The organism is Rufibacter sp. JT3400010, from assembly GCF_054956755.1.
This window is the reverse complement of the sequence record NZ_JBUDXA010000014.1, coordinates 99535-115403: the sequence shown is the minus strand read 5'-3', so window position 1 is coordinate 115403 and position 15869 is coordinate 99535. Positions and strand designations below refer to the sequence as shown.

The following is a 15869-nucleotide window of genomic DNA, read 5'->3' as shown; positions in this document are numbered from 1 at the left end:
CTATTACCTATGAGAAAATACCTACTGCTTACATGGCTGCTCTGTCTGTGCGGAGTGGCCTTCGCCCAGCAAACCGTCAGGGGAAGAGTTACTTCCCAGGAAGGTGGGGAAGCTGTTATTGGAGCCACCGTCAGTGTGAAAGGCAATGCGACCCTGGCTACCGGTACAGACGTGGAGGGAAACTTCCAACTGAACCTGCCCACTGGCAATGAAACGCTGGTCATCACCTACATTGGTTTTGTCACGCAGGAAGTTGCGGTGAATGGCAGAACCCAGGTGAACATTGTCTTACAAACTGATGCCAAAGCTTTGGAAGAAGTAGTGGTGGTAGGGTATGGCGTGCAACAGAAAAAGCTGGTAACCGGTGCCACGGTACAGGTAAAAGGCGAAGATTTGCAACGTCAAAGCACCACAGATCCTTTGCAGGCGTTGCAAGGACAGGCGGCAGGCGTTCAGATCTCCAACACCTCCGGGCAGCCTGGCGAAAGCATGAGAGTGGTGATACGGGGGGTAGGGACCATTGGAAATGCCAGCCCTTTGTATGTAGTGGATGGGGTATTAACGGGTGATATTTCTTACCTGAACCCAGCCGATATCCAGTCCATTGATGTATTGAAAGATGCTGCTTCTTCTGCTATCTATGGTTCACAGGCGGCGAACGGGGTAGTGTTGATTACCACCAGAACCGGTAAGAAAGGCCAACCTGCCCAAATTACCTTTGACGGTTATACAGGAGTGCAGAACCTGGGCAGAAAGATTGATATGCTCAACTCACAGGAGTATGCCACCATCATGAACGAGGCCTATGTGAACTCCGGCCGGCTACCTGCTTTCACCAATGAGCAAATTGCCGCTATGGGAGAGGGAACCGACTGGATTGACCAGATTTTTGTGAATGATGCGGTGACCCAGAACTACTCCTTAGGAGCTACCGGCGGCACAGATATGTCCACCTTCTCAACGGCGCTTTCTTACACCGGGCAAGAAGGGATTGTAGGCGGAAAAGACCTTTCCAACTATGAGCGCTACAACTTCCGCTTCAACTCTGAACACAGCTTCTACAATGATATTATCAAATTTGGTGAACACTTAACCTTCTCTTATATCAAGAGAAACGGGATTAGGGTAGGAAACCAGTACAACAACTCTTTGCGTGCGGCCTTCAATACCAGCCCCTTTGTACCCGTGTATGATGCCGAGGGCAACTTCTTTGATAACAGCAATTCTACCTGGTTTAACGGAGAGGCCAACCCGTATGCGCAGATGGTGTATGACAACCAGAACCGCAGAAACAACCAGCGGCTGTTAGGAGATGTTTACTTGGTGGTGGAGCCCATCAAAAATCTGAGATTCAGAACCAGCTTCGGGATTGACTATAGCGCCAGCGAAAGCCGCTCTTTCACGCCGGTGTACAAGTTGTCTGTATATGCCTTCAACAACAACTCGCGGGTAAACCAATTCCAGGGCAAAGGCCAGTCTCTTATCTGGGATAACCTTTTAACCTATACCTTCAACATCAATTCAAACCACAACTTTGAAGTGATGGCGGGTACTTCTGCGTTCAGAAGTGATGGCGCCCAGCTTTCTGGCGCTAACATCAACCTGGTGCTTGCTGACCTGGAACACGCCTACCTGACCAATGCCTCTAATACAGATGGTACTACCATTGACCTGACGGGTGAGCCCTGGGCCCAAGACAGAAGAATGTCTTACTTCGGGAGATTCAACTACAACTTCAAAGAAACATACCTGTTGAATGCCACTTTTCGGGCAGACGGTTCGGCTAGATTTGGTAGAAACCAGCGTTGGGGATATTTCCCATCTGTTTCTGCGGGCTGGGTAATCACCAATGAAAACTTTGCATCGGGTGCCGGTGATTGGTTGGAGTACTTCAAACTTAGAGCTAGCTGGGGACAAGTAGGAAGCCAGAACATTGACCCTTACCAATTCGTGTCACTAGTGACCTTTGCCAATACAAACTATATCTTCGGTGATAAAGAAGGAGTGCTTACTCCGGGTGCTTACATCAGCCGATTGGGTAACGATGATGTGAAGTGGGAAACCTCAGAGCAAACCAACGTAGGGTTTGACGCCAACTTGCTAGCTGGTAAACTGAGTGTGAACTTTGACTGGTATGACAAGATCACGAAAGACTGGTTGATCAGAGCTCCAATTCTGGCCACCGCTGGGGCAGATGCTCCTTTCATCAATGGGGGTGACGTGCGAAACACCGGGGTGGAGTTAGCCCTTTCCTACAACAGCAACATTGGTGATTTCAACTACAACATTGGCGTAAACGGTGCCTATAACAAGAACCGCGTGCGTGAAATCCCTACCAATGACCAAATCATTCACGGTGAGTCAAACGTGTTGTTTGACAACTCCCTGGAGTTCTACAGAGCGCAGAACGGTTACCCAATAGGTTACTTCTGGGGCTTAAAAACAAACGGAATTTTCCAGACCGAGCAAGAAGTAGCAGCTTACAGAGGTGCAGAAGGTGACTTAATTCAACCGGGTGCCCAACCCGGTGATGTGCGCTACGTTGACTTGAACGGTGATGGTCAGATTAACAATGATGACAGAACCCAGATTGGTAATCCCAACCCAGACTATACCTTTGGAGTCACGTTATCGGCTAACTACAAAGGCTTTGACTTCTCGTTGCTGGCATCGGGCGTAGCAGGAAACCAGCTGGTACAATCTTACCGGAACCAGGCGAGCCAGTATCCCAACTTTACTACCGCCATTTTTGACCGGTGGCACGGACCGGGGTCTTCCAACACCATGCCCCGCGTAACCACTGACAACAGAAACTGGACGCAATTCTCAGACCTATACATCCACGACGGTGATTTCTTGCGTTTGAGCAACATCACACTGGGCTATGACTTCGGGAAACTGATTAAAAAGAGCTACCTGCGCCAGGTAAGAGTGTACGCTTCTGTGCAGAATCTCTTCACGTTCACCAAGTATGAAGGAATGGACCCTGAAATTGGCTATAGCAATGGGTTTGCCGGAGGTATTGACTTAGGCTATTATCCTCGCCCAAGAACTATGTTGGTTGGTACAAATATTAGATTCTAATTCCTGAGAAGTTATTCACATGAAAAATATAAGCAAAGCAATTCTACTGGCCGGTGTGTTATCCTTAGGAGCATGTAAGGATAGTTTCCTGGAAGTTGACCCCATCACAAACGTAACCGATGTAAACTATTACCGAACTCCTGAAGATGCCTTGAGAGCTCTGGTAGGCTGTTATGACGGTTTACAGATCATTTGGTCTGAAGGAGTGAGTTTACCGGTGGCTGCGGAAATAATGTCAGATAACGCATTTGGCGGAACCGGTGCCTCAGATGGTTTTGGCTACCAAATGATAGATGAGTTTGACAAAGCCCGTTCTCCTGCGGACCAAAACCTGTTTGGTGCCAACTGGGCAGCCTATTACGAAGCTGTTTTCCGTTGCAATACCTTAATTGGGAAAATGGACCAGATCAACTGGGGGGAGAATGAGCAACTGAGAACCACGTATGAGGCAGAAGCCCGGTACTTACGCGCCTTCCTGTACTTTGACATGGTGCGTTTGTGGGGAAATATCCCTTTGGTGACCGCTCCCACCACCGAAAACGTACCACAAGCCACCCCAGAGGAAGTATATAAACTGATTGCCGAAGACTTGAAATTTGCGGCAGAAAATTTACCTGCCACCAATTATGCTGCTCAGGCAGTTGGCAACAGAGGCAGAGTAACCAAATGGGCCGCTGAGTCTTTGATTGGCCGGGTGTATTTGTATTACACCGGTTACTACAATAAGTCTGATTTAGTAAGTACGGTTTCCCAAGCACAGGCTCTGGCTTACTTAGAAGATGTAATCGCGAACAGTGGTCATGGCTTGGTGGAAAACTTTGCCAATCTGTGGCCTGCCGCATCAGTGGCTAACTACGCCGGTGAAGACAATAAGGAAACCGTATTTGCCGTGAAGTATACCTTCACCAGCGATTACAATGGCAACACGGACGGTAACCACTGGATGGTGATGTTGGGCATGCGAGAGCAATTCAGTTATCCTTACGGAAATGGTTGGGGTGGTGGAACCGTTAACCCAAAACTGTGGAGTGCCTTCAGTACCAATGATACCCGTAAAGCGGCCTCTATCATTTCCATTGCCGACGAAAACATCAATTTCGTGAATCAAGGCAAACAGAGAGAGTACACTGGCTACTATAACAAGAAGTACAGCCCAATGGTAGATGCCCAAGGTAACAGCATCCCCGTGAACAATGGCGCCGTGAACTTTATGATTGGTCAGTTCCAGGACTATGTAGCCATCCGGTACGCAGACGTGTTGTTGATGGCCGCTGAGTTGGGTAGTCCCAATACCCAGAACTACTTTGATCTGGTAAGAAGACGGGCTTACAAAACCAACTTCACGCCATTAGCTGTGTCAAAGGCTAACATTATGGCCGAGCGTAGGTTAGAGTTCGCCAATGAGGGAATCCGGTACTGGGATCTTCTTCGCCAAGGCATAGATGTGGCCGCCAACGCCATTGCAGAAAGCACAACAGTGCTGAATGGTGGAACACCGGCTGCTAAAGTAATCACCGCAAATAAAATTAGGGAAACCCAAGGTTTGCAACAGATTCCGTATACCCAGATAACCTTATCTAACGGAGTCCTGAAGCAAAATCCAGGTTGGTAATTGCATGATGTAGCATAAAAGAATGGAAGCGCATTAGGCAGAAATATCTTGCCTGATGCGCTTCCTCCCAAACATTTAACTTTAAACAAATGAAACGGTTAAAATCAATTTTATCACTCCTGTTACTGGGAACATTCGGTGTCATTTCCTGTCAGGACGATGACCAGGAACTAGGTAGAATGCTCTCTCCAGAAGAGGTCTCCTTTAGAGTGGTGCAGGATTTATCCATTGATCCAGGCGGGAACACCGTCATTCTAATCAATGAAACCCCTGAAACCATTTCCATGTGGGATTACGGTACCGGTCGGTCCACGCGTACGGTAGACACTGTTCGGTATGCGTTCGCAGGCGACTATACGGTTAAATTTTCGGCGGTTACGGCGGGCGGTATTGTTGAACTTCCGGCTAAAACCATCAAGGTTACCCAGAACAACCTCAACTACGTGAACGATCCTTTATGGACCGCCTTGTCTGGTGGCCCAGGAAACGAGAAGACCTGGATTCTGGACATTGATGCCAAACACTTTGACGGTCCTATGTTCTTCTATGGCACCGACAATGGTTGGGAGGGAGCCTGTATGAAACCCGGCGGAGACTGCTGGAACTGGAACCCAGATTACAAAGGCAATTCCTGGTTGATGCCTTATGGCAACTATGGAACTATGACCTTCAGTTTGAAAGGCGGTGCGTCTGTAACGGTAAATCATACCATGATTCCGGGCAAAACCACAGAAAGAGGTACTTACTTCTTAGATGCCGCCAAGAAAACCTTAACGGTTACCGGGGCTTCCATCTTGCATGATGCCAGCCGTGATGCCTGCGTAGCAGACTGGGGGAACATCAAATTACTTTCCTTAACAGAGAATTCCATGCAGTTAGCAGTGTTGCGCAAGGCCTCTTGTGAAGGAGCAGCGTTGTTAGTGTACAACTTCGTGCCGAAGGATTAGCGCCTGTTTTTACAAAATCTGCTGCAAACTAGTTGTTAGTTTGTAGCCAGGTAAAATCGGCTGGGAGCATCTGCGAAGCTGATGGTTTCCAGCCGATTTTCTTAAAATGTCCCATAAACTCATCGTCTTACCTCCATCAACATAATGCGGCAAAAACTGCACCTATACACTCTTTTTGTACTCTCTATCCTGGGTTTAGATTCCTGTAAAACCACTGAAAAAACAGCCGTACGGGAACGTACCGATTTCACCAAAAACTGGGCTTTCAACTTAGGCGATAATGCCAGCGCGAAAGAGGCAAGCTTCAATGATACCCAATGGCGCAAATTAAGCTTGCCGCACGACTGGAGCATTGAAGGCAAGTTTGATGAGAAGCACCCGGCCAGCTACAACGGTGGCGCATTACCCGGCGGCATGGGCTGGTATCGCAAGGCCTTCACCTTAGACGCGAAAGATAAAGACAAGCTCTTTTATATTGACTTTGACGGCGTGTACACCAACTCCGAGGTTTGGGTAAATGGCCTGTACTTAGGAAAAAGACCCAACGGGTATATTTCCTTCCGGTATGATTTAACACCGCACCTCAAGTATGGGCAGGAGCAGAACGTAGTAGCCGTAAGAGCAGACAACTCGCAGCAGCCCAATTCACGCTGGTATTCGGGTTCAGGCATCTACCGTAATGTGTGGCTGATGAAAACCAACCCGGTGCACGTGGACCAGTGGGGTACGTTTGTAACCACACCGCAGGTGTCAGAGCAATCCGCTTCAGTAGCCATTACTACCAACATCAGAAATGCTAGGCAGCAAGCCGGTAACTTCACTTTGCGCACGCTGGTGTATGATGCGCAAGGCAAGGAAGTGTCCAAGGCTTCTTCTGAAAATATCGCCTTGAAATCAGGCCAAGCCAATGCGCTCACCGAGGTAAAGCAGAACCTAACCGTCAGCAATCCTACGTTGTGGTCGGTGGAGCAGCCTTATTTGTACCAGGTAGTTACGCTGGTAGAGCAAAACGGAAAAGTAGTAGACAACTACGAGACGCCGCTGGGTATCAGGACCTTCAACTTTGACGTGCAGAAAGGATTTACCCTGAACGGAAAATCCATGAAGATCAATGGCGTATGTAACCACCATGACCTTGGTGCGCTTGGTGCCGCCGTGAATGTGCGGGCCCTGGAGCGTCAACTGGAAATCCTGAAGGCCATGGGCGTAAACGGAATCCGGACATCGCACAATCCGCCTACCCCTGAACTGCTGGATCTCTGCGACAAGATGGGCTTTATTGTCATGGATGAGTCCTTTGACATGTGGAAGAAAGAGAAAACCAAATTTGACTACAGCCACGCTTGGGACGAGTGGCACAAACGTGACCTCCAGGATTTCATCAAACGCGACCGTAACCACCCTAGCGTCTTTATCTGGAGCATCGGCAACGAGATTCCAGAGCAGTGGGCACCGGAAGGAACCACCATTGCGAAAGAGCTGGTAGATATTGTGAAAAGCCTGGACACCACCCGCCCCGTAACCGTGGGCATCAATGAGCCAACCCCCAACAACACCATCTATAAGTCAGGTGCACTGGATTTATTTGGCTTCAACTACCACCACCAGGATTTTGAGAAGTTTCCGCAAACTTTTCCGGGCCAGAAATTTATCGCTACTGAAACTGTCTCAGCATTGATGACCCGTGGGCACTATGACATGCCGGCTGATAGCATTCGCCGGTGGCCGAAGCGCTGGGACATTCCTTTTCATGAGGGAAACAAAGACCTCACCGTCTCCGCGTATGACAACGTAAGCACCCCTTGGGGTTCTACCCACGAAGAGACCTGGAAAGTGATCAAGAAACACGCTTATCTTTCGGGGCAGTACATCTGGACCGGATTTGACTACCTGGGCGAACCTACGCCGTACGTCTTTCCAGCCCGCAGTTCGTACTTCGGGATTGTAGATTTAGCCGGTTTTCCCAAAGATGTGTACTACATGTACCAAAGCGAGTGGACAAACAAACCCGTGCTGCACGTTTTCCCGCATTGGAACTGGCAACCCGGTAAAACCGTGGATGTGATGGCGTACTACAATAACGCTGATGAAGTGGAGCTTTTCCTGAACGGAAAGTCACAAGGCATCCGCAAGAAACAAGGCGATGACCTGCACGTGCTTTGGCGGGTACCTTTCCAACCAGGTACGTTAAGAGCGGTTTCCCGCGCCAACGGAAAAGAAGTGCTCACCAAGGAAATCAAAACCGCCGGTGCTCCCGCCAAAATAGTGCTGGAAGCTGACCGTTCCCAAATTTCCGCAGATGGCAAAGACCTTTCCTTTGTCACGGTTAAAATCATGGACAAAGTCGGTAATTTGGTACCTACCGCCGATAACCTCGTCAACTTCACCATTGACGGGAAAGCCTTCATCGCAGGCGTAGACAACGGCTTGCAGACCAGCATGGAGCCTTTCAAAGCCAATCACCGCAAAGCGTTCAATGGCCTCTGTTTGGCTATTCTGCAAGCACAGGAAGAAGCCGGTACGGTGAAACTGACCGCCACTTCTGAAGGTCTGGCTCCGGCTACGGTCACCATCCAACTGAAAAAGTAACCGAAGGTTTTACCGTTTAGGGGCTATATTTAAGAAAACAGTTCCTAAACGGAACAGCCATCTCATGGTAGATTCGCGTTAGAATTATTAAACGGACACTTCCTTTTAAGCCTTTTTTTCTGAAAATAAGGCCAAAACAGAATACCTTATTTTAGCTCTTTTGCCAAGGTAAAAGGGCTTTTCAATAAATTCTTTATTACCTCAAACAAACGAATGCTGCACCGCTACCCAACGTTTCTGCTGCTTTTTTTACTTCTAATCGGAAATCAGTTCACGGCCTTCGGACAGGCAGACCTTTTTACCCAGCCTAAGAAAGGCTTTGCGAGTTGGCAACCGGCGCCTAGTTGGGAACACGCATTGTTGAGCGGAAACGGTGCTATGGGGGCCATGGTGATGGGCAATCCGCATGACGAGACCATTATCCTGAACCAGGCGCAGTTGTATTTACCCGCTACCGAGCCCAAGCCACCCATAGACCAGGCGAGCAGACTAGACGAAATCCGTTCCCTTATTCTACAGGGAAAAGGAGAGGAGGCCGCCAAGATTCCGGTGGAGCAAAGCATGAAGGAAGGCTACGGCGGACATCTGTGGTCTAACCCGTATGTGCCTGCGTTTGACGTGCGCCTGCAGATGGAACCCTCCAATGTGCAGAAATACGTGCGTACCGTAGACTTTGAAACTGGCGAGGCCAACGTCACCTGGACCGATGCCAACGGCACCTACCAGCGCCACCTGTTTGTGTCCCGTCCAGACAGTGCCATTGTTATTTCCATTAAAGGGACAGGCAAAATCAACGGAAGGATTTCCTTCGCCCGAAGACCAGTGGAATGGACGCAATGGGAACAGATCAACAAAACCGTAGAAAGCGTGAACATTGGCGCCAATGATAACAAATGGCTCACCTACCGGAGCGCCTACAAAAAGCGTTGGCCGGGCAGTCTGCAGGGCTACGAAGGCGTGGGCCGGGTAGAGGTAAAAGGCGGTAGTTCCCGCACCGAGGGCAACGAGTTCATTGTTCAAAATGCCGATGAAGTGTTGGTATTCATTAAAATCAACGCCAACTACAACTACGCCCAATCACAGGTAGACGAAATTAAGAAGCATCTGAGTTCTTTGCCAACGGATTACCAAACCTTGGTGACGCGCCACCGCAACGTGCATGGCGAGTTATTTAATAGAGTAAAGCTAGACTTAGGCGGCGGGGCCGATGCGGACTTGTTCACCGAGGCGCTGAACCTGAAAACCAAAAGCGGCAAGGTGGCGCCCGCCATCATTGAAAAGCAGTTTGATGCCGCCCGTTACAACATCATCTCAGCCACCGGCATCAATCCACCAAACCTGCAGGGCATCTGGGGCGGTACCTGGAGCCCGGCCTGGTCCTCAGATTTCACCCATGACGGAAACGTGGAAGTCGCCATCTCAGCGCTGCTCACCAGCCGCGTTCCGGAACTCATGCTCGCTTATTTTGACTACCATGACAAACGCCTGCAGTTCTACCGTGACAACGCCAAAAAGATGTTCGGGACGCGGGGTATTCACGTGCCGTCACACACCAGCAGCCACGGCTGGGACAATCACTTTGACCCCATCTGGTGCCTTAGCCTCTGGACCGGAGGAGCCGGTTGGACCGCCAATTTCTACAATGATTACTGGTTGCACACCAATGACCGTAAATTCCTAAAGGAGCGGGCGTACCCGTTCATGAAAGAGTCTGCCTTGTTTTATGAGGATTTCCTGAAAACAGGCCAAGACGGCAAGTACGTATTCAACCCCTCGTACTCACCAGAGAATAATCCGGCCAATCATAAATCGCAGGCCAGCATCAACGCCACCATGGATGTGATGATTGCCAAACAACTGCTCAGAAACTGCATCGCGGCGGCGCAGGAACTGAAAACCGATAAAAACCAGGTGAAGAAATGGCAGGAGATGCTCGCCAAGATGCCCGCCTATGAACTGGACGAAGCGGGTGCCTTGAAAGAATGGCTCAGGCCCGGTCTGCAGAACAACCACCAGCACCGGCACATCTCACATCTGTACAGCCTCTATGACCAGGTAGACCCAGACTTCAAGAACAATCCAGAATTACTAGCGGGAGCGCGCAAAGTAGTGGAGGAAAAAATGAAGTTCCGCTACAAAGAAAACGGAGGCGAAATGGTCTTCGGGATGGCACAGCTGGCCTTTGTTACCGCTAATCTGGAAGATGCACCCACAACAGCTCAATTGATTGACTGGCTTTCGCGCTTCTACTGGACTAATGGGTTGGGTACATATCATAACCCGGGCTCTCTGTTCAACATGGACTTGAGCGGAGGTTACCCCTCGGTGATTATGCGTGCGTTGGTGTATTCAGAGCCGGGCTTAGTGAAGCTTTTGCCTGCGTTGCCGGAGGCTTGGGAAACCGGGAGCATCTCGGGATTGCTGCTCAGAGGTGGCATAGAGATAGAGAAACTTTCCTGGAGCAAACAGGAAGTTACGGCAGTGTTGAAGTCGCCTAGAAAGCAGACAATCATGGTACAAGCGCCCAAAAACATGCAAGTAGCTTCTGGCGGCAAATCTATTGGCGCAGGAAAGAACGTTCAGGTGAATCTTCCCGCCGGGAAACAAGTGCAACTGGTTTTCAGGGCAAATCAGTAAAAACAGCCTTGAAAGAGCATCTGCGTGGTTTCATAATTGTATTAGTGAAGGGAAGCGTTCTAACTTTCTCTTAAGAGACAATCGGTGAATGGATGTTGCCCGGAGGCGAATTCTGGATTTGGCCTGTTTTCAGGAAAACGGGTTAAATCCAGAGGAGTAGTTCAAAAATCAGCAACGCAAAAGTGGTTCATCCTTAAAAAGAATAATATGAAAAAACGCTTTACTCTAAAAGTAGGTAGTACCCTTTTTAAAAGATTTATCAGCCGTAAGAGCAACCTGGTAGGCGGTTTGTTGCTGCTGTTGAGTGGCCTGAACGTTTCCCAATTGCAAGCTCAAACGGCAGAGCCTTACCAGTGGAAGAGCGTGCAGATAAATGGCGGCGGTTTTGTAACGGGTTTAATTTATCATCTAACGGAAAGAAACCTGTTGTACGCCCGTACCGATGTGGGCGGTGCTTTCCGGTGGGATGGCACTAACAAAGTTTGGCTTCCGCTATTAGATCATTTAACCCGCGCTGATGAAAACCAGATGGGCGTCCTGAGCGTGGCCCTTGACCCGTCCAATCCAGACAAGGTGTATCTGGCCACCGGGCTATACTCCCAAACTTGGGCAGGAATGGGGGCCGTGCTTTCCTCTTCAGACCGCGGGACTACGTGGAGCCGAACGAACCTCACCATCCGCCTGGGCGGAAACGAAGACGGACGTTCTACAGGCGAGCGCTTGCAGGTAGACCCAAACTTGGGCAGCACCTTGTATTTAGGAACCTCAGCCGATGGCCTTTGGCGAAGTACGAATTCCGGCAGCACCTGGAATAAGGTAAACAACTTCCCTGTAAACCAATCTACCATTGGAAGCGGCGGCATAGGGTTCGTCTTGTTTGACAAACGCAGCGGAACTACCGGCTTGGCCACCCCAACCATATATATAGGTGTATTGCAGTCTGGCAGTACCAATCTGTACCGGAGCACCAACAGCGGTTCCACGTGGGAAGCAGTGCCCGGCCAAAGCACGAACTACATGCCGCACCACGCTGAGCTTGCCGCTGATGGTACGCTCTACGTGACGTATGCCAACAGCCCGGGCCCCAATGGTGCCACTGCCGGAGCCGTTCGTAAATTCAATCCCGCCACAAGCACCTGGACCGAATTGACCTTACCCGCCGGGCAAGGTGGTTTTGCAGGCCTTAGCTTAGACGCCCAGAACCCCAACACCTTAATAGTGTCTACCCTCAACCGCTGGTGGCCCAATGATGAAACCTACCGCAGCGTAGACGGCGGATCTACCTGGAAACCAGTTTTAGGAAACGCTACCCGCGACCATTCCTCGGCTCCTTACGCGGCAGCCTCTAGTCCGCACTGGTTGGGAGACATTGAGATTGACCCTTTTGATGCGAACACGGCCTGGTTTGTGACGGGCTACGGCGTGTACCAGACCACTAACCTGCGGGAAGCCGACCAGAACCGCCCCGTCACCTGGACGTTCCAGAACAAAGGCCTGGAGGAAACGGTACCCTTAAAGCTCATCAGTCCGCCTGCCGGAGCTCCTTTGGTGAGTGCCATTGGTGACATAGACGGTTTTCGGCATGACAATTTAGATGTCTCTCCGGCGGCCGGAAGATTGAATCCGCGGTACGGCTCCAATACCTGGATTGACTATGCCGCCAATCAACCCACCTTTATAGTGCGTGGCCACAACAATCCCGATGGGAAATATGGCGCTTACTCTACAGATGGTGGTACTTCCTGGACTTCCTTCCCTTCGGCCCCGGCCGGTACCAACGGGGGCGGAACCATTGCAGTTGCGGCTGACGGAAATACATTGGTTTGGGCTCCTGCCGGAGTATCATCGGTGTATTATTCCACCAACCGAGGTGCCAGTTGGGCTGCTGCTTCGGGTATTTCTAAGGCTGGGCTGAAACCCATGGCAGACCGGGTGAACGCCCGTAAGTTCTACTTGTATGATGCCGAGGCTGGGCGGGTACTGGTAAGCAGCAATGGCGGTACTTCTTTTGCCACAGGTGCCACTGGGTTGCCCGCAGTACCCAGTTGGCTATTGACCTTCGCCACGGTGTACCCCACCTACGGGGTGGAAGGCGATGTATGGCTTACCAACCCTGCCTCCGGGTTGTACCACTCCACCAATTCGGCGGGTTCTTTTACCAAGCTCACCAACGTGCAGGAAGCCACCAAAGTAGGGTTCGGGAAAGCGAAAGACGGCAACACATATCCGGCGGTGTACATAGTGGGGAAGGTGAGTAACCAGTTGGGTTTCTTCCGCTCAGATGATGAAGGTGCCACCTGGGTGAGAATTACGGATGACCAGCACCAGTTTGGCGGCATTAATGACATTACCGGTGACCCACGGGTGTACGGGCGGGTGTACGTGGCCACCGCCGGGCGCGGCATTCTCTACGGCAATGCCCCTGGGGTAATTAGTGGCATAGCCGGTGAACGGACTTTAGAACTGAAGTACGGTCCCAACCCCTTCCCCAATGAGTTGCGCATTCAGGCTCCGCATGCCTTCACCTATGAAATCAGAACGGTGACGGGTGCTTTGGTGGAAAAAGGAAGCAGTCAAGGTCATGCTACGGTAGGTGAGGCTTTAGCACCCGGTTTGTACGTCCTCAAAGCTACTTACCAAGACCGCGTGAGCACCATCAAGGTTGTAAAGAAATAAGCCCAGAAGAAACCATAAATGACTCATCGGCCCCGACCGATTCCATTCTATTTTTTACCCAATTTTCAAAAAATGACTTACAAACTATCCCACCTCAAACGGTTTTCCAGTTTGGTTCTGGTGGTAATGGCTACGGCCTGCTCCACGTCAGAAAAGGTGCAGCAGAATTCTAACACCACTGCCAACACTTCTGCAACCCAGGAGGGCAATGGCATTGACATGACCCATGAGGCCCAGATAAACGAGTTAATCAGTAAAATGACATTGGAGGAGAAAGTGAACATGATTCACGGAGTTTCCTCCTTTTCATCGGGTGGAGTTCCGCGCTTGGGTATTCCCGAGATGGTCATGTCAGACGGTCCGCACGGGGTGCGCCCCGAACATGGCCGCGACTGGTCGCTGGACAATGCCGGCAACGATTCTTCTACCTATTTGCCTACCGGCGTGGGCTTAGCCGCTACCTGGAATCCCGAGCTAGGGTATGCCTTCGGGGAAGTGTTAGGCAGCGAGGCCAAAGCTCGGGGCAAAGATGTGATTTTGGGTCCCGGTGTCAATATCATGCGCACGCCTTTGAACGGCCGTAATTTCGAGTACCTGAGCGAAGATCCGTATCTGGCCGCACGTATGGCCGTTGGTTATATAAAAGGTGTGCAGGACCAAGGGGTGGCCGCCAGTGTGAAGCACTACGCCGGTAACAACCAGGAAATCAAACGCGCCAAAGTGAACGTGGAAATGAGCGAACGGGCGTTGCGCGAGATTTATCTGCCCGCTTTCAAAGCCGCCATCACCGAGGGTGGTGCCTTAACCATCATGGGGGCTTATAACAAATTCAGAGGGCAGTACAGCACCCATAACCAATACCTCATCAATGATATACTGAAAGGGGAGTGGGGTTTTAAGGGTTTGGTAGTCAGTGACTGGGGAGCCGTCCTGAATACCATGGAAGCCATCCACAACGGTACCGATATTGAAATGGGCACCGATTTATTACAAATGCCAAATATCAACTACAACAAGTTTCTGCTAGGTGACACGGTGATTACGCTGGTGAAAAGTGGCCAGGTGAAAGAGGCGCTCATTGACGAGAAAGTGCGGCGCATCCTGCGGGTCATGTATCACACCAACATGATTGGCGGCAAACGTACACCGGGTGTCCTAAGCACCAAAGCCCATCAGGAAACTGCCCGCAAAGTAGCCGAGGAATCTATTGTGCTCCTGAAGAACGACGGAAATCTGCTTCCTTTCCAGAAAACAGGCGTAAAATCCATTGCTGTAATTGGAGCTAATGCTACCCGCAAGCAGGGTATGGGCGGCGGCTCGTCGCAGGTGCGCGCTCCGTATGAGATAACCCCGCTGCAGGGCATTCAAAAAATGGTAGGCTCCGGCGTGAAGGTGACGTTCGCGCCAGGGTTTGAGGTAACGAGAGCCCAAAAGGCAAACCAGAAATTAATTGATGAAGCCGTACAGGCAGCAAAGAGCGCTGAGCGCGTGATCTTCGTAGGTGGCTGGACGCACGGTTTCTCAGACGACTGGAACGGAGGTGCCTTTGACGCAGAAGGAGCCGACAAGCCTAGCCTGAAGATGCCTTTCGCCCAGGACCAACTGCTTACTGCCGTGTTGAAAGCGAACCCTAATACCGTAGTGGTGCTCATTGGCGGTGGCCCCATAGACATGACCCAGTGGGTGAACCAAACCAAAGCCGTAGTGCAAGCGTGGTACCCCGGTATGGAAGGCGGCACGGCATTGGCCAAAGTTCTCTTCGGGGAAACTAACCCCTCAGGCAAACTACCTGTGTCATTCCCTAAAAGACTTCAAGACTCCCCCGCGCATGCGCTTGGGCAATACCCAGGTGACAAAGACACCCTGAATGTTGAATACAAGGAAGACATCTTTGTGGGTTACCGCTACTTTGACACCTATAAAGTAGAGCCACTTTTCAGTTTCGGGCACGGGTTGTCTTACACCAGTTTCGGTTACAGCAATCTGGAGGTAAATCGCCAAGGCGATGCGGTGCAGGTACGTCTGCAAGTAAAGAACACCGGCTCAGTGGCTGGTGGTGAAGTGGTGCAGGTTTACGTGAAAGACGAGCAAGCTTCCGTAAAACGTCCAGAGAAAGAATTAAAGGCCTTCCAGAAGGTGTTCCTGCAACCCGGCGAAAGCAAAACAGTGTCGGTTACGTTGCACAAAGATGCTTTCCAGTTCTATGATGAAGGCAAAAAGCAATGGGTGCTGGAGCCCGGCAAGTTCCAGATTCTGGCAGGTTCCTCTTCTAAAGATATTAGAGCAGCGGGAGAGATTACGTTGTAATTTGCTATTAGCTTGTT

Annotated in this window: 7 protein-coding genes; all 7 read left to right on the top strand. The window is 50.5% G+C overall.

The window, feature by feature from the left end:
• Positions 1 to 9: 9 nt before the first annotated feature.
• The 7 genes from ACY0JR_RS13935 (at position 10) to ACY0JR_RS13905 (ending at position 15852) form a co-directional block, all read left to right on the top strand.
• Positions 10 to 3084: a SusC/RagA family TonB-linked outer membrane protein gene (locus ACY0JR_RS13935; protein ID WP_462634710.1), complete on the top strand. Its 3075-nt coding sequence runs from the start codon at positions 10 to 12 to the stop codon at positions 3082 to 3084.
• A gap of 19 nt (positions 3085 to 3103) precedes the next feature.
• Complete coding sequence (locus ACY0JR_RS13930; protein ID WP_462634709.1) at positions 3104 to 4696, top strand: RagB/SusD family nutrient uptake outer membrane protein; 1593 nt, start codon at positions 3104 to 3106, stop codon at positions 4694 to 4696.
• 89 nt (positions 4697 to 4785) lie between these two features.
• Positions 4786 to 5643: a hypothetical protein gene (locus tag ACY0JR_RS13925; protein ID WP_462634708.1), complete on the top strand. Its 858-nt coding sequence runs from the start codon at positions 4786 to 4788 to the stop codon at positions 5641 to 5643.
• A 144-nt stretch (positions 5644 to 5787) separates the two neighbouring features.
• Positions 5788 to 8232, top strand: coding sequence for a beta-galactosidase GalB (galB, locus tag ACY0JR_RS13920; protein WP_462634707.1), 2445 nt, complete (start codon positions 5788 to 5790; stop codon positions 8230 to 8232).
• A 213-nt stretch (positions 8233 to 8445) separates the two neighbouring features.
• Positions 8446 to 10869, top strand: coding sequence for a glycosyl hydrolase family 95 catalytic domain-containing protein (locus ACY0JR_RS13915; RefSeq protein ID WP_462634706.1), 2424 nt, complete (start codon positions 8446 to 8448; stop codon positions 10867 to 10869).
• Positions 10870 to 11076: 207 nt separating this feature from the next.
• Positions 11077 to 13545, top strand: coding sequence for a xyloglucanase (locus tag ACY0JR_RS13910; protein ID WP_462634705.1), 2469 nt, complete (start codon positions 11077 to 11079; stop codon positions 13543 to 13545).
• Between the two features lie 72 nt (positions 13546 to 13617).
• Complete coding sequence (locus tag ACY0JR_RS13905) at positions 13618 to 15852, top strand: glycoside hydrolase family 3 C-terminal domain-containing protein (protein ID WP_462634704.1); 2235 nt, start codon at positions 13618 to 13620, stop codon at positions 15850 to 15852.
• Positions 15853 to 15869 lie beyond the last annotated feature (17 nt).

What these genes read in the sequence shown, in the direction of transcription:
- galB (WP_462634707.1), top strand. Translation starts at nt 5,788, where the DNA reads ATGCGGCAAAAACTGCACCTATACACTCTTTTTGTACTCTCTATCCTG.
- ACY0JR_RS13925 (WP_462634708.1), top strand. Translation starts at nt 4,786, where the DNA reads ATGAAACGGTTAAAATCAATTTTATCACTCCTGTTACTGGGAACATTC.
- ACY0JR_RS13915 (WP_462634706.1), top strand. Translation starts at nt 8,446, where the DNA reads ATGCTGCACCGCTACCCAACGTTTCTGCTGCTTTTTTTACTTCTAATC.
- ACY0JR_RS13930 (WP_462634709.1), top strand. Translation starts at nt 3,104, where the DNA reads ATGAAAAATATAAGCAAAGCAATTCTACTGGCCGGTGTGTTATCCTTA.
- ACY0JR_RS13910 (WP_462634705.1), top strand. Translation starts at nt 11,077, where the DNA reads ATGAAAAAACGCTTTACTCTAAAAGTAGGTAGTACCCTTTTTAAAAGA.
- ACY0JR_RS13905 (WP_462634704.1), top strand. Translation starts at nt 13,618, where the DNA reads ATGACTTACAAACTATCCCACCTCAAACGGTTTTCCAGTTTGGTTCTG.
- ACY0JR_RS13935 (WP_462634710.1), top strand. Translation starts at nt 10, where the DNA reads ATGAGAAAATACCTACTGCTTACATGGCTGCTCTGTCTGTGCGGAGTG.